Here is a 21,742-nt window from a genome sequence, read left to right as displayed (position 1 = left end):
TTACCCTCCTACGCCCGGTGCAGCGCATTGAGCGCCTGAAGCGCGCCCTGATGGCCGGAGCGCACGGCGCCATCCATGTACCCGGCCCAGATATTCGCAGTCTCCGTCCCCGACCAGATCAGCTTGCCGCACGAGGGGCGCAGCGCCTCGCCGTGAGCGCTCCAGAAGCCGGGCGGAATGGCGGAAACGCAGGTCAGGGTCCAGCGATCGACCCGTCCCCAGTCCTGATCGTGATAAGAGATGGGAGACAGCGCTTCATCGCCCCATGCCTGCGCATAGAATTGCTTATGCATGGCCATTGCCGCGTCCCGCTCGGACGGGACCATTGCATTCTCGATGAACGCGTTGATAACCCCGATCTCCCCAGCGGGCGGAGAATTGTCGTAGGCCCAGAGAATGGGACCATTGACCTGGAAGATGCTCCCGTTCATGCCCTTGTCGCGCCAGAACGGACGGCGATAGACCATGGCCGTCTTCCGTGCCGGGGAATTCGCGGGCCAGGCGCGCTGCAGGGCCGCACGCTTTTCCGGCAGTGGCGGATCGAACTGCACCTGATGACACAATGCCGGATGGATGGCCATGATGACGGTCCGTGCCCGCACTTCTTCATGGTCGGTATGCAGGGTGACGACGTCGCCGTCCCATCCGGAAATCTGGCGGACTGGAGAAGACAGGCGGACCTTATCGCCCAGTTGCTGGGCCATCTTGATGCTGAGGATTTGCGAGCCGCCGATGAAGCGGGTTTCCTGGGCGCTGTGCTTGACGCTGTCGAGTTGCGAATAATCGCAATCCGCCGAATTGACCATCGAAAGGAAGTGCAGCAACCCCATCTTCTCCGGCGCCGCGCCGCCCGAAAGCGTGATGCTGCCATTCCATGCGACCTGATCTTCAGGCTTGATATTCTGCTTTTCCAGCCAGTCACCGACCGAGAGCTTGTCCAGTTCAGCGACCTTCGGGGACGTCCACGGTGCGCCACAAGGCACGTCGCGCGAGAGTCTGCTGAGTTTGGCGCCAATCGCCTCGTCAGTGCCGAACGTGCCCTTCAGATCGACCGCCACGCGGCCGTTGCCGCCCAGAATGACCGTCCTCCCGTCGTAGTAGGTCGGGAAAGTCCCGACGCCCAGCTCGCGCGCGAGATCCGCAACGGCGGTCTGGCCGGGCCCGATCCATTGCCCGCCGACTTCCGAAACGTACCCGCCGGGGATGTTGTAGTTGAACGTTCGCCCACCCACGCGGTCCCGGGCCTCAAGCACCAGAAAGGACTCGCAGCCCGCGTGGCGCAGGTCGCGCGCGGCGGTCAGTCCGGCCAGCCCCGCTCCTACGATAGCGACGTCGAGAATGCCGTCCGCGCCTGGCGCGGCCTTGGTGACTGCGGCATACGCCTGTTGGGTGCTCATGGCGAGCGTACCCACGGCAGCTGCCGAGGCACCGGCATATTTGAGCCATTGCCTGCGCTGCAGGTTTGCAGCGCCGTCTGGGGAAGATTTTTTTGCCATAGTGCCTCTGTCTACTTGATGAAGGCTCCCGCTCTGAGCGGGTCACCGAAACCGCTGCGCTCAGGCGCCAGTCTCCATATCCGGTCGATACACCGTGCTGTGCAACTTCTTTGAAATCCCTTAAGAATCGTTCGCGCGCCTGGCCCGAGACCCGGGCGATCCGCTGTTTCAGCGACCCCGTATTAGTTCATATAGACAAAGATAGGTCAACATACCAATATAGCGATCGAAAAAAATGCAGGGTATTCCCCTGTATCTCAAAAGATGCCGCGACATTCCACTTTCCGACGCCTGGCTGAGCGCCAAAGCGCCACGCCATGTAGGGATTCTGACGATCCGCCCAAGTGAGCAGGATCAGCCCGGCATCCGCCCGGACATCACAGGCGCAACTCCAGGTTATGCGTTCAGATTGACGACGCCAGTTCCGGCACGACTGTAAACAGGTCGCCCACGAGGCCGTAGTCGGCCACGCTGAAGATCGGTGCATCTTCGTCCTTGTTGATCGCGACGATGACCTTCGAGTCCTTCATGCCGGCCAGATGCTGGATCGCGCCCGAGATGCCGACTGCCACATACAGTTGCGGCGCGACGATCTTGCCGGTCTGACCGACCTGGTAGTCGTTCGGCACGTAGCCAGCGTCGACTGCTGCGCGCGAGGCGCCGAGCGCGGCATTGAGCTTGTCGGCGAGCGGCTCCAGAACCTTCGTGTAGTTCTCGCCGCTGCCCAGACCCCGGCCACCCGAGACGATGATCTTCGCGCTCGTGAGTTCCGGACGGTCGAGCTTCGTCACTTCACGGCCGACGAACTGCGTGAGGCCGCTGTCTGCTGCCGCTTCGAGCTTCTCGACCGCTGCGCTGGCGCCTTCGGCTGCTACGGCGTCGAAAGCGGTCGTGCGGACTGTGATGACCTTGACCGGATCGGACGACTGAACCGTTGCGATCACATTGCCGGCGTAGATCGGACGCTCAAACGTATCGGGCGCATCCACGGCGGTAATGTCGCTGAGCTGTGCAACGTCGAGCTTCGCGGCAATGCGCGGCGTGACGTTTCTGCCCGCTGCCGTTGCCGCAGCCAGGATGTGCGAATAGTTCTTCGCGATGCTCAGCACCGTCGCTTCAACGTTCTCTGCAAGACCCTGTTCGAGATGCGGCGCGTCGGCGAGCAGCACCTTCGCAACGCCGGCGATCTTCGCTGCTGCGTCCGCTGCGGCCTGGGCGTTGTGGCCCGCGACCAGCACATGAACGTCGCCGCCAATTTTCTGTGCTGCAGCGACCGTGTTTAGCGTCGCGGCCTTGATCGAGTGATTGTCGTGTTCAGCAATTACCAGATTCACCGGATTTGTCATTTTCGTCTCGCTCCTTACAGCACCCTGGCTTTCGTCTTCAGCTTCTCGACCAGCGTCTTCACGTCCGGCACCTTCACGCCTGCCGAACGCTTGGGCGGCTCGGCGACCTTCAGCGTCTTCAGACGCGGCGTGACGTCAACGCCCAGGTCTTCCGGCTTCACGGTTTCGAGCGGCTTCTTCTTCGCCTTCATGATGTTCGGCAGCGTGACGTAGCGCGGCTCGTTCAGGCGCAAGTCCGTCGTGACCACGGCAGGCAGCGTCAGCGACAGCGTTTCCGCGCCGCCGTCCACTTCACGCGACACGGTAGCCTTGCCGTCCGCGACCACAACCTTCGAGGCAAACGTCGCTTGCGGCAGGTTCGCCAGCGCGGCGAGCATCTGGCCGGTCTGGTTCGAATCGTCGTCGATGGCCTGCTTGCCGAGGATCACGAGCTGCGGCTGTTCCTTGTCGACCAGCGCCTTCAGGAGCTTCGCGACAGCCAACGGCTGTAACTCAACTGCGGACTCCACGAGCACCGCGCGATCCGCGCCGATCGCGAGCGCAGTACGCAACGTTTCCTGTGCCTGCGGAACGCCACACGAAACTGCGATCACCTCAGTGACCACGCCTGCCTCCTTCAACCGCACCGCTTCCTCCACGGCGATCTCGTCGAACGGATTTATCGACATCTTCACGTTGGCGATATCGACGCCCGCTCCATCGGATTTCACGCTGACCTTGACGTTGGCATCCACGACCCGCTTTACAGCGACCAACAATTTCATTGCTGCTCCTCGTTCGATCCATTTGTGCTATTTGCGCTCGTCGGCGGAATGATCGCTTTCGCTTTCCCCACTTGTTCCACGCGGATAAAGTTTTCCCGATTGCGCGCGCTCGTTGCCGCACTGGGCGGATAATCAACCCAGCGTGGCGGAAGCATGCCCTCCTCCCCGGCCTGCACGAGTTCGGCCCGGACTTGTGCCCGGGTCTTACCCAGCGCCGGGCTGACTTCTGTGCCCGGGCGCCCGTCTGCACGAGCCGCATCGGTCTGCGCACTCGACTCGTCGGGCACTCCACTTGAAACGGACACGAATTGCGGAGTCGATTGTTCCTGCGGGCGAATGCCGCCGCCGCCCGTGTGAGCAGAAACGGCGATGGACGTCAGCACAACCGCGAGTGCCAAAAGGTTCGATATTGCAGCAGCTTTCATGTCGCACTCCTGATAGACAAATGGATTCGAACCCAGATTAGCGGCACTGCACGCACAGTAGCTGCTATTCGACTGCTTCCTTCGGGTACCATGGAGCCCCAACGCCAGGCCAATATATCGGCGTCGACGGGCTGGTTACTCTTTCGTCCACCCGTTCTGATAGAGCTTCCCTGCCAGCACGCCCAAACGCAACGTGAGGTGATAGTTCTCGCCGTCTTCGATCAGTGCGGAGCGCACATCACGGAACAGCTTCTCGATCGGGAATTCGCGGGTGGTACCGTTGCCGCCGAAGAGCTGGAACGCCTCGTGCGTGATCTTCATCGCTTCTTCAGTTACGCTGACCTTGGCCTGTGCCGTAGCGTATGGATGGCTCTTTGGAGACAGACGTGAGAATGCGAGGCTGCGTCGCGCAATCGCACGCGCCATCTCCAGCCGCCGCAACATATCGCCCACGCGCAGTTGCGTCATCTGGTGATCGATCAACAGCGCCCCGCCTTGCTTGCGCTCGTGGCAATAACCCAGCGCGAGTTCGAACGCAGCGCGGGCTACGCCCACGAACACCTGGCACATGTGTGTGCCCGCGAACGACCAGGTCGATGCCAGATTGCCGAGATAATCGTCCTCTAGCGCAATGGCAAAACGCTTGGGCACCTTCACGTTGTCGAAGTAGATCTCGCCCTGTGGAAGCGAGCGCTGGCCAATCTTGTCGAGCGGCTTGCCGCGCGAGACACCCGGCAGATCGAGCGGAACGATCATCCCGATGCCGTTCGCAAACGAACTTCGTTCCCCGGTGCCATAAAAGCCATCGCCATAGTCCGCCGCCATGTACGCGAGCGCCACCTGCGCGACCGAGCCGTTCGAGATCCACGCCGAACTCTGCCCGTTGATGACGATTTCGTCTGTGCCCACCTTCGCCGTGAGATTACCCACCGGCTGTTTGCCGCCCGCGCTGATCTCATCGCGGTAGAGAATCGCGGCATCGGTGCCGCGGTCGGGCTGCGTATTCATCCAGCAACCAATTTTGCCGGTGCACATGTCGATCAGTTCCTGATTACCGATCGACTGTGCCATCATCAACGGAGCGGGCGCCACGCCGATCGAAACGGCAAGCCCCGCATCACCCCAGCCGAGCTCTTCGCCGATCAGCGATTCGATGCGCACCGCCATGTCTGGCGGAAGTTGCGCAAGCAGTTGCGGATCGAGGCCCAGCTTTGCACTCTCCATCATGGCGCCCCAGTACGGCGAGCCAGGCGCGATCACTTCCTCCGGCGTCATGCGGTCCAGTTCGCGACCGACGGGCTTCAGCACGTCGCGTGCGAAACGGTGAACCGTCTCCTGGATCGCACGTTCCTCCTCCCCCATCGGCGTTTCGAAACCAGTCAAGCCTGCCAGAGGCAACCCCACGGACTTGTGCAGTCGAATCATTTCAGTACTCCTATCCTGGACATATGTCGACCGGACTGCCCAGCAACCCAGCCGCCTCATTAATAGATCACACTACCAAACATAGGTAACAATACAAAACATGAAGTGAAAAAAAAAGACAGGGTATTCCCCCTGTCCTTTTTCTTCGTCGGCACAGTGCCGTGGCTGCTAGGCCGTTTCGGCGTCCACCGTCTTCCCCCATACCAGGTTACGCGCGGTCTCAAGGAACATCGTCTCAAACCCTCGCATGTACGCGCGCTTGCTGCGCGCGGTGCCCAGATGAATGGTCATGCCGTCCACCATCGAAATGAGCAGCACAGCGATATGTGTACTCTCGGCCGCCCCACGCTCCGGATTCGCAGCGCGAATGAGCTTGGTAAGTTCGTTCGTCAAGGTTTCGTACCATTCATCCCGCATCTGCGCGCACTCCGGATCGGTAGACGCAAAAGAAAAGAAATGCCACCACAACGGGATATTCTTCGAGTCTTTCGCGTCCTGCACCGACTGATCGAGAATGGCTTCGATCGTCGCACGCGGCGAGGCGTTGTTCTGGAGCGCCTGTTTCAGAACATCGAGATACGTGTTGATCACCGGCGCCATCACCGCCCGCACGACGTCAGGCCGCGTCGGGAAGTAGTATTGGAGGTTGCTGACACTGATTCCCGCTTTCAGCGCGACGGCACGCAGCGAGAAGTCCATGGGACCATTCTCGAGCAGGAGCTTCCTCGCCACACGAATAATGGCATTGCGTGTACGTACGCCCTGGGCCCGCAGGCCGTCGGGAGCGGTTCCCGTGGAAGGTGCTGCGCTCGACGTGCGCCGCTTACGGGTGCTTGGCTCTTTTGGCACTGTCATCGCTTTCCGCCTTGAGTGAGGTAGACGCCTCGCCGGGTAGAGGCAATGCGGTCACACGAACCGCTTCCTAGGTAAACATGACTATACCTTACACCAGGCTGAAACTCCATCCGCATGGCCGGGCCTGCTGCAGCGTTCGCACCCGCTCTTCATCACCTACAACCGCAGTAGCCGATCACCGAGCCGCTCGCACAATGCCCCGATTTTGCATGGTCGAGGCACGTTCGCCGGAGCCGTCCCATACCTTGATGCGCGTTACGCCCGCAGCGCTTGCGCGGCGCGCGCCTTGCTGTTCACGCGGTCGTCGAGCGCGTTCACCACGCCTAACGCCGCATTTACGACGCACCATCGCAGCGGTTCGGGCAGCGTAGATGGCGTCTTGTGATCGAGCGCCGAAAGGAGCGGATTTTCGATGCCACGAATCCGCCCGGCAATCATGTTGCCCACCATGGACTGCGCGGCCACGCCATGTCCGGAGCACCCGGCACTGTAGAAGATGTTCCGATGCGCCCCCGTGGCTCCAACAACCGGCAGCGCGTCATTGGCCAGGCTGATATAGCCACTCCAGCATGCCCGCAGCGCGATGCCCTTGAGGGACGGGAAGCGGTCATGCAGGGCCGTGCGCAGCTCGCGATACGACTCATAGTCGGGCACGTTCGGCGTCTTGGAGCCGTATGGGTAATGGATACGCTTCGTCGTCACCACGAGCGTGTTATTGACGGTCAGGCGATGGCTCTCCATGGTCCAGTGTGCCGTCACGATGCCTTCGCGTCGCGGCCAACCCAACGCCTTGCGCTGGGTGTCGGAGAGCGGTTCGGTCTCGATCGCCGAGACACGTAGCGGTACAACCTTGTCCGCGAGCAGGCCGAGCTGCGGCGTATAGGCGTTGGTGGCCAGCATCAGCGCCGGCGCGCTCGCGCTGCCGCGCGGGGTTTGCACCTTGATGACCGGCCCCTCGGTGTAAGACAGCAGCGGCGTGTTCTCGTAGATCTTCACGCCTGCTCGCAACGCCGCGCGCCTGAGCCCCATCACGTATTTGCCGGGGTGGAGCGTGCCGCCGCGCGGCACGTAATTGCCGAATAAAAACGCCGGCGGAATGCCACGCGCACGCATCTCGGCGTGGTCGAGAAACTCCGACTGAAAGCCCAACCCGGCGCCGGTTCGCATGTCCTCGCGCACCTTCTCCTCCTGTGCGGGATCAATGCCCGCACGGATAATGCCAGTCTGGTTGTAGTCGCAGTCGATCTCGTACTCTCTGAGCTTCCCCTCTACGAAGGGAACGGCGTCCTCGTAGTAGCGGACGATCTCCTTCCCTTTCTCGTTACCTACGCTCTTGAGAAAAAGATCGTATTCGAGCGCGAGCGCGCCAGCCAGATAGCCCGCGTTGCGTCCACTTGCACCAAAGCCGGCAAATTCGCGCTCGAGCACGACCACTTTCGCTCCGTGCCTGACCAGTTCCAGTGCAGCCGAAAGCCCCGCAAAACCGGCGCCGACGATGACCACATCTGCACTCACGTCGCCCGCGAGTTCAGGCTGCATGTCGCCTGGTCTTTCTACCCAACCGCCGAGCGCACGGTACTTCTCCAGGTCAGCAGTCATTTTGGCCTCCTCCACAGGGCCGGGCGATTCGACGCGCGAGCATTGCGTAGCCGCCACCGCCGGCACCACCACGGCCGCTGCCGCCGCACCCTTGATGAAGGTGCGGCGGCTCACTCCGGAACGCGAGCCGTCCTGTTGTCCTGCTTGTGCTTCCGTTGTCTCGCTCATGCATGCTCCATCAAGTCTTGCTCAGAATGTGGACGGCAAGCGCCGCCTCTTCGATGCCCTGAAAACCGCCGCCGTTTTCCTGAATCGCGTGGTGCGCACCCGGCACCTGGCGCGCGCCCGCTTCTCCACGCAGTTGAGCAACCAGTTCGTAAAGCTGACCGATTCCTGTGGCACCCAGCGGATGCCCCTTCGATTCGAGCCCGCCCGATGTATTGATGGGAATGCGCCCGCCGAGGGTGAACTCGCCGCGCTCGGCGGCGGGACCGCCCTGACCGGGCGGGGCCAGTTGCAGGTTTTCGGCCTGGATGATTTCCCCCATCGCCGACGCGTCGTGCACTTCGGCGACATCCATGTCCTCGGGGCCGAGGCTCGCCTGGTCGTAGGCCTGCAGCGCCGCAACGCGGCCGATGTTCTTCTCCGGCTCGTCGACGCGTCGATGTGTGAAGCTGCGCACGACGCTCGCTGCAACCCGGATGCAGCGGCTGCGGTCAGCGCCGATGCGCCGCAAGCCCTCCCCGGTACACAGGATCGCCGCCGCCGCACCGTCTGAAACCGGCGCGCACATGGGCAGCGTGATCGGATAGGTGATCGGCGGCGCCGCAAGGACCTCCTCGATCGTGAACGCCTGGCGAAACTGCGAATATGGGTTATGCACCGAATGCAGATGGTTCTTCGACGACACGGCGGCGATCTGTCGTTGCGTGGTGCCGTATGTCTTCATGTGATACCGGCACAGCGCGGCATAGACCGACATGAAGCGGCTATAGGGCCGATCGGACTCCGATCCGGGCGGTGGCTCGACGCCTTCGCCAAGCTTCATCAGGCTGGCGAAGTTCTCGTCGACGCGTGACACGTCCCAGCCCGCCTCGAACAGGGCGAATGACTTCGCCTTGTCCGGCACGTTCATCTTTTCCGCGCCGAGCGCGAGCGCGACATCGCAGGCGCCCGACCTGAGCGACTGGGCCGCGAGATGCACCGCTGTGCTGCCAGATGCGCAGGCGTTTTCCACGTTGTAGACCGGAATGCCGTCAATCCCGATCTTGCTGAACACGACCTGCCCCGGAATTGACAGCTGGCCCTGCAGCGGGCCGTTGGTGATGCCGGCATAGAAAGCCGCGCCGATCGCCGCGGCGTCGCAACCTGCATCCTTCAACGCTCCGCGCAGTGCTTCGCCCGCGAGATCCTCAATACTGCGTTCAAAGTGCCTGCCGAACACGGTCATTGCAATGCCGGCAATGTAAATATCGCTCATGGTGTTTTGTTCCTGCGTGGCTGACTCAGATCCGGCGGCTTACGCCTTTCCAGTACTCCTCCCGCAGGTCCTTCTTCAGCACTTTGCCGGCTTGGCTGCGCGGCAACGCGCGGATGAAGTCCACGCTCTTCGGTGCTTTGACCGACCCGAGCTTTTCCTTGCACAACGCCACGAGCTCCTCAGCACTGACGCTCTGACCGGCGTTGAGCTCCACCACTGCCTTCACGGCTTCGCCCCACTTTTCGTCGGGTACGCCGATCACCGCGCAATCCTGCACTGCTGGATGCGCCCAGATGACCTGCTCGACCTCGCTCGGATAGACGTTGAAGCCGCCGCTGATGATCATGTCCTTCTTGCGGTCGGTAATGTGCAGGTACCCTTCAGAGTCGAGATGACCGATATCGCCCGTATGCAGCCATCCATCGACGACGGTCTCCGCTGTCTTGTCGGGCGCCTTGTAGTAGCCCTTCATCACGAGGTCGCCGCGCACGCAGATTTCACCGGTCAAGCCTCGAGGCAGAATCTCCCCGCTATCGTTCATGATTTCAACGCGTACGAGCGGATTGGGGCGGCCAACCGAGGAGAGCCGTTCTTGCGGCGCAAGCTTGCCGTCCACGAAGTGCTCGGCCGGAGTGAGATAGGAGATCGACGCTGGAGCTTCCGTCTGACCGTAGCCGCCCGCCATGACGGGCCCGAACACCTCGATCGCGCGCTTGAGTTTCTCCACCGACATCGGTGCAGCGCCATACAAAAAGCACTTGAGTGACGAAAAATCCTGGGCCGCGATGCCGGGAATATCGAGCAGGCGATAGATGACCGTCGGCGGAAGGAAGAACTCCGTGACCCGATGCTTCGCGATCGCCGCGAGAAGCAGGCCCGGCTCCGGCTTGGGCAGCACGACCACGGTGCCGCCGCGCGCGGTGCATGGCAGCGAGAGCATCCCCGCGGTATGGGTCATGGGCGCCGCGGCAAGATTCACCGGCCGCTCCACACCATACGGAAACGCCATCATGAATTGCGCGAAGTAGGTCTGAAACGCACGATGGGTGTTCATCACCCCCTTGGGCAAGCCCGTCGTGCCGCCCGTGCCCGAAAGTGTCACGATGTCGTCCATGTCGTAATCGACACGCGGCTCGGTCACGGGTTGCGCCGCGCTCCATGTCTCGAGCGACGGCGCCCATGGCAGGTTGGCATCGATACAGATCCAGAGCCTGACCTTGGGGAGGCTCGGACGCAGCGCTTCAATCGCCGGCGCGAACGCCTGATGGAAGAACAGCGCTTCGCAATCGAACGCGTCGAGGAGGTACTCGTTCTCCTGCGGTGCGCTGCGCCCGTTCACCGGGATCCATACCACGCCCGCACGCCACAGCCCCAGCGTGCAGGTCCAAGCGGTGACGTCGTTATCGGCCCAGACCGCTGCCTTCGCTTCCTTTTCGAAGCCGGCGGCGAGCAGGCCGTTGGCGACGCGACACGACAGCGTGCGCACCTCATCGAACGAATAGCTGCGCTCGTCCTGGATGTAGGCCACGCCGTTGGGGTTGAGGCGCCAACCGCGGTCGAAGAAGTCAATGATTGCCATGTCCCATGTTTCCTTGAATCTGTCCTGAACCTGTACCGAAACTGCGCGCTCGCGGCGCTTACAGCTGCGTGACGGTGGCGCGCGCGAGCCCGCGCTGCTCGAGGAATCCGAGCAGATAGCGATGCCCGAATGCCTTCGAGCCCGAGGCAAAGCCCACCTTCGCGGCCTCGCCGTCGAGCAGCTTGATGGCTGCGGCCGTCTGGATAGCGCCGGTCGCGATGTATGGCGTGATGCCATGCACGGTCGCGCGAACGGCCGAGAGCTGGCCGCGGCCGATCGCGAAGTCAACCGTGCGATGAAGCGACGTGCGTTCGCGTGGCGGCATGGCCGGCGTGGTCGAATCGACGAGCTGCTTGAGCACCACATCCTGCTGCTCGCGCGGCAGGTGCGCGTACTCGGCATCCCACTTCTGTCCGAGCGCGTGCACCATCTGCATCGCGTTGTTGTCGTAGAAGCCTACGCAGGAAACGCAGCTGCGCACGCGCGGATCGTGCTCGAAATACACCGGCAACGACGTACCGCCCCACGGCAACGCGAACACAGGCTGCAGGAAATCGGGGGAGGCAACACTGAACGATGCGTGCCTGTCATGCGGCACCAGCCTCTTTTCCCACAGATAGGATGATTCCTGGCGATAGCCTTCGAAGATGGTCGCAGTGGAGCCCACGCTCACACCAGCGCCGGCGCCGCGCGGGCCGCGCGTGAGCGTGGCCGTCTCCAGCGCGTCTATACCGGGCGTTTCGAGTGCCAGTTCGGCGGCGATTTCGGCGAATGTGTACATGTAGGCATTCGAGGGCGACACCAGCAGCCCGGCCTGCCGGAACTGCTCGCCAAACTGCTCGCGAACCTGGCGGATAAAGTGCTGCTCGCCAGTAGTGTCGAGGTAGTGGCAGCCAGCCTTGAGCGCCGCTTCAACAGCGGTGAGGCCGAAGTTGAAGAACGGCCCGACCGTGTTGCACACGACCTTAGCACCGCGAAAGGCATTCACGAGCGAATCCACGGTGTGCTCGGCTTCGATGACTTCGTAGTTCGCCGATTCGAGGCGCACGACACGCTGCGCCATCATGTCCTGCGTGCGCTTCGCATTACGTGCGACCGCCGTAAAGGGAATGTCCTGGTCGATGAGCCAGTCCATGATCAACATGCCGGTATAACCGCTTGCGCCATAAACGACGACGGGATGCTTTGCCATGCTTGTCTCCTGAAGCTTGATTGGTCGAATGTCGAGTCGGCTAAATGCCTGGATTGTCTTCGGCGGCTGGCGAACCCCGCCGTCGGACGATACTGCGATAATGCACGTCCATTTTATAGAACACAATACAAAACATAGTTCATGTTACAAAATACGTAAAGCTAAAAAAGACAGGGTATTTCCTGTCTCTTCCCGACTCCTGCCGCGCTACGCCAATGCAGCTATTGCACGCCTGCGGGGCTGCCCCCAGGCCTCAGGCCCGCGAGGTAGCTGGCTACCGCGTGGATGTCTTCGCCGGACAATGCGGCCGCCATCCCGTTCATTGCGCCGCTCGGGTCACGACGTTCGCCCGCCTTGAACGCAGCAAGCTGCGTCGCGAGATAGGCTTCGCCCTGGCCTGCCAGACGCGGCACGGCACCCTGGCCCATGAACGAAGCCCCGTGGCAGGCCTGGCAGCTTTTCGCCGCTACGAGCGCCATGCCCTGCTTTTCGAGCGCTGTCTGGGCGTGCACCGCTTCGCTTTGGGACGGCGTCTGCCGCGCGAAATAAGCAGCCAGCGACTTGATCTGCTCGCCCGTAAGCCCCCTCGCAATCGCCCCCATGTAGGGGTTGAGTCGTTGCCCGCCGGCAAACGCGTGCAACTGGGCAACGAGATAAGCCTCGGGTTGTCCAGACAGCGCCGGATACCAGGCGTTGACGGACTGGCCGTGCGCACCGTGGCAGAAGACACAGGTCTCCTGCGGCTGCGGCCAAGGGCCGCCGTTGACCACTTCCGTCTTGTCGATTTCGCTCATCGATTTTTCGAAATGCATGCCGTCGAGGTATTCGCGCCCGTAGAGCGCTCCCACACCCACGACGCCTGCCAGCACGACGACTGCGCTTACGATCCATGCCCGTTTCATTCACGCCACCTCGCCGCGTTGAGTGAAACCGGCCAGCGCCTGCAAGGCTGCGCGGTGACCCGAACGCACGGCGCCATCCATCGCGCCGGCCCAGATGTCGGCGGTTTCGGTCCCTGACCAGATCAGGCGGCCCACTTCGGGATGCAGATACTTGCCCCACTTCGACCAGAAGCCCGGTGGCATGGGATTGATGCAATGCAGGGTCCATGGATCGACCCGGCCCCAGTCGTAGTCGTGGAATTGCGTCGGATGCAGCGCGCGGTCGCCGAATGCCTTCGCAAACGTGGCCGAAAGCGTTCTTTCAGCCGTCGTGGGATCGTTGGGCAACATCCCCGGCGCGACGAATGCGGCGATCACGCCGAGCGACGCATCGGGGGGCGAGTTGTCGTACGCCATGAAAACCGGGCCACCGACCTGGAAGATCGTTCCGCAGTAACCGGCGTCGCGCCAGAACGGTTTGTCGTAGACGTGTACCGTCTTGCGCATGGGGGCGTTTGTGGGCCAGTTCTGCTGTAGCTGCGCCCGGCCGCCGGGCAACGGCGGATCGAAAACCACCTGATTGCACAGGGCAGGATTTATCGCAACGATCACGCGGCGCGCCTTGACCACGCCCTGATCGGTATGCAGTTCGACAACATCGCGATCCCAGCCGGCGATCTTGCGCACCGGCGAGGACAGCCTGACCTTGTCGCCGACTTGTTCGGCCATCTTGATACTCAGACGCTGCGAGCCGCCGACGATGCGCGTTTCCTGCGCGCCGCCCTTGAACGCTTCGAGTTGCGTGTAGTTGCAGCTTGCACTGTTGATCATCGATAGGTAGTGCAGCAGACCCAGTTGCGCTGGCGCACCGCCCGTGGTCAGCTTCGCGGCTAGCGCGAGAAAGTAGCCGTCCTCGTATTTCACGCCCTGCTGCAACAGCCACTCGCCGTAAGAGAGCTTGTCCAGTTCCGCCAGATGCGGCGCTTTCCACGGCGCCCCGGACGGCACGCCGCGCGACAGTTCGGCAAGCCGGTTACCGATCGTGTCGTCACCCCCAGTGCCCCCTTGAAAATCCTGGGCCACCGTAGCGCCCTGCGCCATCACGACGGTCTTGCCCGCGTACCAGCTCGGAAACGTATCGATCTCCAGTTGACGTGCCAGATCGAAGATCGCGGTCTGGCCGGGACCGATCCACTGCCCTCCGGCTTCGGAAACGACGCCTTGTCCAAGGTCATGGTTATACGTGCGTCCGCCGACGCGGTCGCGCGCCTCGAGCACGACGAACGAATCGCATCCGGCCAGTTTGAGGTCACGGCCCGCGGTCAATCCGGCAAGACCCGCGCCGATGATTGCGACGTCCAGAATGTCGCCGTTCATAGGCTTCGTTGCGGTCGTTGCGGCGGTCTGTGCCAGCGACACACCGCCGGTCGCAAGTGACGCCGCGCTTATCGCCGTGATGCGTAGAAGCTGGCGCCGGGTCTGTGTATCCGGCTTACGCTTCCGATCCATCTTTGATGCCCAATTCAGTTTCATTGCTTCTCCTTTTAATTCCCCACTCTTAAGGAGAACGATCTAACAAGGTAGCGACTGGCGTTTCTCAACGGACCGTCAGCACCCCGTCCTGCGAAAACAACACGGGTTTGCCGGCGCCATCGATCAATGCGGCGGTGAGCGTAGCGCGATCGTCGCGCTGATGAACCTCGAACGACGCGCTCCCCTCGTGTTGCCGGAACACAAGGCCATCGAGTCCGACACCCAAGAATCCGCTTCGCGTCGCCACGAGATCGGTGATTGAACTCTTCGTGCCCGAGTTCAGCGCCGCCCACGTCGACCCGCCATCGCGGCTTTCGAACAGACTGCCGAGCAAGCCACCAACGACGAGCCGCCCGTCAGGTAGCGCCACACCCGTCCACAGCGTGCCCTTGCCACCCGTCGGAAGGTAGGTCCAATTCGCGCCGCCGTCGCTCGATTTGAGCACCGTCCCCTGTTCAGCGGAGATATAAAGCCCGCCCTTGCGGTCGGCAAAGACGTGGTACAGATTGCGGTCCGCTTTCCCGCCTCCCGGCGGCTTCGGCAAGGTCGTTCGGGCCCACGTCCTGCCGCCGTCATGGGTCGTGAGCATCAGTGACCACAGACCCACCGCTATCCCGTCCTGCTCATTGGTGAAGAGCACGGAAAACAGCGGCTGGTCGACCGAGATGTCGATGCGCTGCTTCTCCCAGGTTTCGCCGCCGTTTCGGGTCGCGAGGATCACGCCCCATTGCCCGACGGCCCAGCCGTGTTCGGCATCGGTGAAGGTGACGGCCGAGAGGGTCGCCGACACCGGCACCTGACGCGCCTGCCGCCAGCTGTGTCCGTCATCGTCCGAAAGAAGAATCACGCCGTGCTCGCCCACGGCGACCATGCGACTGCCGGCGCGCGTGGCGTCCATCAGCATCATGTGTGACGGAGCGGTCCAGGAATGAGCCGGCATCGCGGCCCACGTTGCGACCGTTCCCGGGGGTTGTGCGAACGCGGTGATGGAAGCGCAGAGCGCGGTACAGGCAACAAGCGTCTTGATCATGGCTGGACCTCGGTTATTGGGTACTCGCGGGCATCAGTGGCTGAACAGACCGGGCGCGCGTGCCGGCGTGCGACGCGGGAACCAGCGCTCCAGTACCGATGCCAGTGCGGGAAGCGCGGTCATCGCCATCAGCAGATTCACGAGGAACATGAACGCCAGCAGCTTGCCCATGTCCGCCTGGAACTTCAGCGCCGAGAAACTCCACGTTGCCACGCCAATGGCCAGCGTGATCGCCGTGAAGATCGTCGCGACGCCCACTTCCAGCATCGCGTGCTGAACCGCCTTCACAATGTTCTGGCCGTGAGCCAGATGCACCTGCAGCCGGTTGTAGATGTAGAACGCGTAATCCACGCCAATACCGACAGCCAGCACCATGACGGGCAGAGTGGCGACCGTCAGGCCGATCTTCAGTTCCTTCATGAACCAGTAACCGATAAAGGTGGCAACCGTCAGCGGCAGACAGCAGGCCAGCATTGCGCGCCAGTCGCGGTAGGCCAGGAACACGAGGATCAGGATGGCTGCGTAGACATAAAGCATCATGGGCAACTCACTGCGCGCCACCTCTTCGTTGGTCGCGGCAAGCACGCCCGCATTGCCCGCCGCGAGACGCACGTTAATACCAGGAAAGACGTCGGATACGCGGTACTGTTTCACGTCATTGAGAATCCGGCTGATCGTCGTGGCCTTGTGATCGGTCAGAAACAGGTGCACCGCCGTCATCCCGCAGTTGCCTTTCATGAATCCCTTTACCCGGCCGGCGTCGACCGAGACCGCGCCGTAGTTTTCAGGGTCGATCGGCACGACATTCATCCTCGGGTAGTCTTCGTTGTAACCCTGGTTGTAGCGGCGCAGCATCGCCGAATACGACTGCACCGACACGACGCCCGGCTCGCTGCGCATCGCGCCCGTCAGGTCGTCTTCATACAGTCCGGCGGCCGGGTTGTCGCAGGCCTTGCCGTCCGACTCGATTGCGACCGTGAGCCAGTCGAGACCGATGTCATAGTTGTTGGCGATCGAGGTAGCATCGCGGTTGAAGCGCGCGTCCGCGCGCAGTTCGGGCGCGCCCGGCTGGAGCGTGCCGATCACGCGGTCGCGGCTTTGCCATGCAGCGAGTGCGAACACTGCCAGTGTCAACGCCACGGTGACACCCGCATACCTCGGCTGGGCGATCCGCGCCAGCCCGCGCAGCCACGATGAGCGCCGTTCGCTGCGCTTGAGCGCATTGTCGGCATAGGCCTTCGTGAAGTTGAAGCACGAAGCCGCGACGGGCAGCAGCACGAGGTTCGTCACGATCTTGTAGCCGACACCGAGCGATGCCGTGATCGCCAGCTCACGCACCATCGGAATCGGTATTAGCAGTAGCGTGATGAACGAAACGAACGCGGTGACGAGCGCCAGCACACCGGGAATCAGGAGACCGCTGAAGCTGTGACGGGCCGCATCGAACGAGCTGTTGCCGTGCGCAATCTCGCGCACGATGAAGTTGACCTGCTGCACGCCATGCGAGACGCCGATCGCAAACACCAGGAACGGGACCAGCACGGCCAGCGGATCGAGACCGAAGCCCAGCAGCCTGAGCGTCCCGAACTGCCAGACGAGCGACGTCAGCGAGCACGAAATCAGCAGCACCGTGAAGCGGACCGAATGGCAATACCAGTAGACGGCGAGCGCAGTGAGCAGGAGCGCGATACCGCAGAAGCCGAGCACTGCCGTCGCGCCATCGGCGATATCGCCGATCTGCTTGGCGAAGCCGATGATCTGGATTTCATAGCCCGCATCCTCGAACGGCTTGCGGATCTGTGCTTCGAGCTGATGGTTGAATGCCACGTAGTCGAGCACCTTGCCGTTGCGATCCCGCTCGTTGAGCTCGGCCGTGATCATCGCGCTGTCCTCGTTGTGCGAGACAAGCGTGCCGACGTAGCCACCCAACGTGGTCGCGCGGCGGATCGCCGCGACGACGTCGGGCGTGAGCTGGGCAGGCGTGATCGTGCCGGAGATGATCGGCTCGGCGCGGAAGCCTTCGTCGGTGATTTCGTTCACGTAGGCGTTCGGCGTCCAGAGCGACTGCACGCCGATGCGGTCGACGTTCGGCAGATACGTGACGGCCTGGGTTACCTGGTACAGGCGCGTAAGCCCCTCCTTCGTCCAGATCGAACCCTTGCGGGCCCGCACGACGAAGGTGATCCGGTTCGCACCGAGCAGGTCGGAGCGGTACTTCTGGAAGGTCTGGATGTATTCGTGGCCGATCGGCATCTGTTTCTCGAAACCAGCGTCCATGCGCAGCTGCACCGCGAACACGGCCATGACGGCAGTAAACACACCGATCGTCACGAGCACGGCGATCCGGTGGCCGAAGCACACCCTTTCCAGACTATTAACCAGGCGATTTAACACGGTATTGTTCCCTCAGGTGATTCAAAGGCCCACGGCATCGGGCCATCAGAAGTTCCGGGTGACGAACATCCCGACGAAATTCCGGTCCGCATATGGCTGGCCGACCGTGTTGTGGCCTCCCCAGAACAGCGTGTAGTTGATGCCCGCCTGCCAGGTGGTCGGGTTCTGGTTGAACAGCACGTAGAGGTTCAGCGACTTCGCGCCCTGCAGATAGTTCGCGTTGAGTGTCGGCGTATAGCCGTAGAGTCCACCGGCGAAGGTGATACCCGGCGTCACCTGCCAGCCGTGAATCAGCGTGCCGTCATAGGTCCAGTTGAAATCAACTGTTGCACCCACGGAGCTCGACGTGCCTTGCGCCATCCCGATCGGATAGCCGAGACTCGAGTTGTTGTTCAGCCAGGGAAGGTAGCCCGCCTGCGGCAACTGCGTTACCGCCTGTCCGTTGATCGTGCGCGTGATGCCGCTCGAACTCAGGCCCGGGTAGTAGATCCACGTCAGCTCCGCGCTCAGCGTCGCCGAATCCGCGCCGATCAGCTTGAGAAACGGGTACTCGCTGCGCGTGAGGGCGAGGATGCCGTTGATGTCGTACTGAAACTTCTTCATGTCGGCCCACTGCTGGCAGTTGATGCCTGGCACACCATTGGTGTTCAGATCGGGCGCACCACCAGCGCCATAGCAGCTCGACAGCGCCACGGCGTCATGAGGCCGGTACGACAGCTCCGTGCCGATCGCCCAGTCGCCCAGCCCGAAATTCGCGCTCACACCGAACAGTTGCCGGTTCTGCAGATACGACCACTGCTCCGTCCCGTTGGCCAGTGACGAAAGCACAGGGGACTTGTCGGTATAGTTGATGTAGTAGAACGCGAAGTTCGCACCGAAGGAGCGCGGCGCATAGTTGAACTTGAAGCCGAACTGCGGCTTGTACTTCGACGGCGCCTGCCAGTTGACCGGAAGAGCGATATCGAAGAAGGGCGGCCCGGCGAATCCGCCATTGACGAGACCGTTGTTGATTCCGTCGAGCACATTCTGGTTGCCGCTATTCGAACCGGCAATCGTCCCCGCACTGGGACCCGCCACGTTGAGGTTGGTCGTGTTGATCGTGAGCGGCTGCGTTCCGCGGCCCAGGCTGTTCGTCGTTGACCAGTAAGATCCGACGGGCGGATAGCGATTGCCATTCCAATTGAACTGGTAGTAGTCCTCAGTACTGAATCCATGCGAAAGATCGGCGGCGAAGCTCACCATCGGTGCGGGAAGCAGCGCCTGCTTGAGTTGCGAACCCGGTACCAGCAGCTTCTGGATATCGAGCGAGTTCGTGGCATTGATGCCGCCCTGTGCGAACAGGCTCTCGCCCCAGTTGATCACCTGGTTGCCCAGTCGCACGTGAGCGGACCGCCCGCCGATCGCGAAATCCTTCTGGCCCCACAGATCAAGCAGTTGCGCATCGTAGACGACCTGCGCCGATGCGGTGCTCGACAGTGGCGTTCTCGCAGTGTCTTTCGCGAGGAAGTCGTACATCCCCGTGCCGCGGATCATGAACTTGAGACCGGCGCTCGGCATCTTCATCAGCAGCTCGCTGGTCGCGCTCACGTAGGTACTGAAGGCCTGTCCTTTACGGTAATTCAGGTCGCCGTTGTCGCCGAATCCCCATTGATTGGTGTTGGCCGCCGCGCCGCAACCCTCGGAATTGGGATCGCCCGTAAGCGAGCAACTCGGGTTCTTGGTCCGGATCCCCGCGCCTGCCGTCAGGTTGGTCACCCACGAGCCCGTGAGATCGTTGATTCCTGTCGTAAACTCGTAACCGTACGCGCTCGACGCTGCCGCTCCGAACATGGCCAGCGATACCGCAACATATCTGCCGATGATCTTCGTTTTCATGGTTCTATCCTGCCGTCCTCCTCCAAGCCGGCGCACGCGATTCGCGTGCGCCGGACCCCGACCTTCCAGTGAGCGTCAGCGCTCGCTTACCGACCTCAGCGACTCCGCCGTAAAGAAGTCAACCTTGAAGCGCGGGTTGTCGACATGCTCATACCAGTGAAGATCCTTGCCCTGGCCGATCGACGAAGCATCAAGCACGTAGCGTCCGTCGTTGAGGTCATACTGCACGAACGGCTCGTTATCGCATGCACCGCCCAGCTCCCACACCGGAATCGGGTAGCTCTCGCGCACCTTCCAGAGTTTGCCCTGCGCGTCATAGTCCTCGCCTACGAGCGCGAGCCAGCTGTCCTCGTCCAGATATACGACCTTTTTCGAAGCGACGTGCCGCGCCGTGGGCTTAAGCGTTGCCTCGACCACCCAGACGCGATGCATTTCATAACGACGATGATCGGAGGAAATGCCGTTGGGCGTAGCGACGTCGTGGAGCTTGTCCCTGAAGGCGTACATGCCGAAATCGTCATACGGGACGATCATTTCCTTCTTGCCCACGAGCTTCCAGTTGAACCGGTCAATGGAGCCATTGAACATGTTGGATTCGTCGATCAGATACTGATTTTCGAAGCCGATCAGCGGCGCATCATGCGTGTATGCCGGCATGCGCCTGACGCGACGCTGGCCGGGAAAGTAGTAGTACGTTTCCGAGTCCTTGTCGAAGTACTGGCGCTGCACGAAAGCCTGACCAGCCAGCGCCGCGGGCGAATCGACCGAGAAATACGCGCCGAGGTTAAACTGGTCGACGTCCTGCGGTGTGGTCTTGCCTTCCTTGCCTGCAGGGAAATAGAACGCCTGCGGACCGACTGCGTCGATCCAGTCACTACTGCCGGGGCGCGGGGAAATGGACGTTACAACGGGCGACCACTCGATCCCTTCGCCGCGATAGCGCGTCTCGTAGTTCAGAATCGCTTCGGCGCCGTTTTTCGGCTGCGGGAAGGCGACCCCCGGGAGCACTGCGGCCTGCACCGTTTCGCCATCCGAAGCAAGTTTCGCCGTCGTGAGGTTTGCCTTCGAATTCTGCTCGGCGAATTCCGGCAACTGGCATTCGCGATGTGACGGATAGACGTCCATGCGATAGCCCTTCAGTTGCTTGACGAGTTGGGTCTGCCCCGGCGAAAGCTTGTCGGCATATTTGTCGACGTTCGATGCGTCGATCGTGTACACCGGTTTTTCATTCTTGTACTTCCAGAAGTCACCGCGAACCTTGCCCCATTCCCATCCTCCGGGCGTGGCTTCCCTGCCGGCAAACGCTGGCACGAGCCCGTCCTTGCTGGCCGCGCGCTCGCCGCCGACCGGCGTAAGGTCCTCGGCGACGGCCACTCCGGTCATGAGCAACAATGCCGCGATGGCGGATACGGCTCCGATTGTGTGCTTTCTCATCTCGACTCTCCGTCCTATCCTACATTCATTCGCACTACATATGGATTGATTCAAACCCAATGCCCCTGGACCAAACCGCTCAGCCGTCGCCACACCCTGCCACGGCCACCGCCCGAATCTCGATGCACAACTCCGGAAGCGCCAGTTGCGTTACACCAACCGCCGTCCACGACGGATAGCACGCCGGGAAGTACGCGTCCTTGACTGCCGAAAAGTCCTCCATCTCGTCGCGAAGGTTAGTGTGAAAAGTGGTCAATTCCACCACATCGGATAGGCTCGCGCCCGCCGTCTCGAGGACGGCCTTCAGGGACTCGAAGGCGATGCGGGCTTGAGCCTGCATGCCCTCGCCGGCCTTCATGTCGGGGCCGATGCCGACCTGACCGGAGACCCAGATCGTGTCCCCCACGCGGGTCGCGGGAGAAAAGTGATAGGCGTCGTAGAACGCTTGGAACGGCTTCGGGATGATCGGTTGCCGCGAAGTGGGCGTTGCCATG

At 62.0% G+C, this 21,742-nt stretch carries 17 protein-coding genes; all 17 read right to left on the bottom strand.

Features of this window, described 5'->3' with window-relative positions:
- Positions 1-8 precede the first annotated feature (8 nt).
- The 17 genes from C2L65_RS43520 to C2L65_RS43440 all read right to left on the bottom strand — a co-directional run bounded on the left by C2L65_RS43520 (position 9) and on the right by C2L65_RS43440 (position 21,741).
- Entirely contained in the window at positions 9-1,496 is a 1,488-nt protein-coding gene (locus C2L65_RS43520; protein WP_042305816.1) for a flavin monoamine oxidase family protein, read from the bottom strand.
- Between the two features lie 404 nt (positions 1,497-1,900).
- Positions 1,901-2,842, bottom strand: coding sequence for an electron transfer flavoprotein subunit alpha/FixB family protein (locus C2L65_RS43515; RefSeq protein ID WP_042305817.1), 942 nt, complete (start codon positions 2,840-2,842; stop codon positions 1,901-1,903).
- 14 nt (positions 2,843-2,856) lie between these two features.
- On the bottom strand, positions 2,857-3,606 hold the full coding sequence (locus C2L65_RS43510) for an electron transfer flavoprotein subunit beta/FixA family protein (protein ID WP_042305818.1): 750 nt from the start codon (positions 3,604-3,606) through the stop codon (positions 2,857-2,859).
- On the bottom strand, positions 3,603-4,031 hold the full coding sequence (locus tag C2L65_RS43505; RefSeq protein ID WP_052426827.1) for a DUF4148 domain-containing protein: 429 nt from the start codon (positions 4,029-4,031) through the stop codon (positions 3,603-3,605). Before C2L65_RS43505 ends, C2L65_RS43510 begins: the two co-directional genes overlap by 4 nt.
- A 135-nt stretch (positions 4,032-4,166) precedes the next feature.
- Positions 4,167-5,456, bottom strand: coding sequence for an acyl-CoA dehydrogenase family protein (locus C2L65_RS43500; protein ID WP_042305819.1), 1,290 nt, complete (start codon positions 5,454-5,456; stop codon positions 4,167-4,169).
- Between the two features lie 168 nt (positions 5,457-5,624).
- On the bottom strand, positions 5,625-6,311 hold the full coding sequence (locus tag C2L65_RS43495) for a TetR/AcrR family transcriptional regulator (protein ID WP_042305820.1): 687 nt from the start codon (positions 6,309-6,311) through the stop codon (positions 5,625-5,627).
- 255 nt (positions 6,312-6,566) lie between these two features.
- A complete protein-coding gene (locus C2L65_RS43490; RefSeq protein WP_042305899.1) occupies positions 6,567-7,910 on the bottom strand; it encodes an NAD(P)/FAD-dependent oxidoreductase in 1,344 nt (447 codons plus the stop codon).
- Positions 7,911-8,088: 178 nt separating this feature from the next.
- On the bottom strand, positions 8,089-9,330 hold the full coding sequence (locus C2L65_RS43485) for a thiolase family protein (protein ID WP_042305821.1): 1,242 nt from the start codon (positions 9,328-9,330) through the stop codon (positions 8,089-8,091).
- 25 nt (positions 9,331-9,355) lie between these two features.
- Entirely contained in the window at positions 9,356-10,909 is a 1,554-nt protein-coding gene (locus C2L65_RS43480) for an AMP-binding protein (RefSeq protein WP_042305822.1), read from the bottom strand.
- Positions 10,910-10,967: 58 nt separating this feature from the next.
- Positions 10,968-12,101, bottom strand: a complete 1,134-nt coding sequence (locus tag C2L65_RS43475; RefSeq protein WP_042305823.1) for a saccharopine dehydrogenase family protein — start codon at positions 12,099-12,101, stop codon at positions 10,968-10,970.
- 221 nt (positions 12,102-12,322) lie between these two features.
- Positions 12,323-13,003, bottom strand: coding sequence for a c-type cytochrome (locus C2L65_RS43470; RefSeq protein ID WP_042305824.1), 681 nt, complete (start codon positions 13,001-13,003; stop codon positions 12,323-12,325).
- Positions 13,004-14,491: a flavin monoamine oxidase family protein gene (locus tag C2L65_RS43465; RefSeq protein WP_042305825.1), complete on the bottom strand. Its 1,488-nt coding sequence runs from the start codon at positions 14,489-14,491 to the stop codon at positions 13,004-13,006.
- 88 nt (positions 14,492-14,579) lie between these two features.
- On the bottom strand, positions 14,580-15,545 hold the full coding sequence (locus tag C2L65_RS43460) for a WD40/YVTN/BNR-like repeat-containing protein (protein WP_042305826.1): 966 nt from the start codon (positions 15,543-15,545) through the stop codon (positions 14,580-14,582).
- Positions 15,546-15,578: 33 nt separating this feature from the next.
- Positions 15,579-17,939 (bottom strand): efflux RND transporter permease subunit, encoded by a 2,361-nt coding sequence (locus tag C2L65_RS43455; protein WP_042305827.1) that lies wholly within the window; start codon positions 17,937-17,939, stop codon positions 15,579-15,581.
- Between the two features lie 45 nt (positions 17,940-17,984).
- Positions 17,985-19,814 (bottom strand): DUF1302 domain-containing protein, encoded by a 1,830-nt coding sequence (locus C2L65_RS43450; RefSeq protein WP_042305828.1) that lies wholly within the window; start codon positions 19,812-19,814, stop codon positions 17,985-17,987.
- Between the two features lie 75 nt (positions 19,815-19,889).
- Positions 19,890-21,248 (bottom strand): DUF1329 domain-containing protein, encoded by a 1,359-nt coding sequence (locus C2L65_RS43445; protein ID WP_042305829.1) that lies wholly within the window; start codon positions 21,246-21,248, stop codon positions 19,890-19,892.
- Positions 21,249-21,327: 79 nt separating this feature from the next.
- On the bottom strand, positions 21,328-21,741 hold the full coding sequence (locus C2L65_RS43440; RefSeq protein ID WP_042305830.1) for a RidA family protein: 414 nt from the start codon (positions 21,739-21,741) through the stop codon (positions 21,328-21,330).
- Between the last annotated feature and the right edge of the window lies 1 nt (position 21,742).

This window comes from Paraburkholderia terrae (genome assembly GCF_002902925.1).
Lineage (GTDB): Bacteria > Pseudomonadota > Gammaproteobacteria > Burkholderiales > Burkholderiaceae > Paraburkholderia > Paraburkholderia terrae.
Note: the sequence above shows the minus strand (reverse complement) of the source record. Positions and strands in the feature narration are given on the sequence as shown.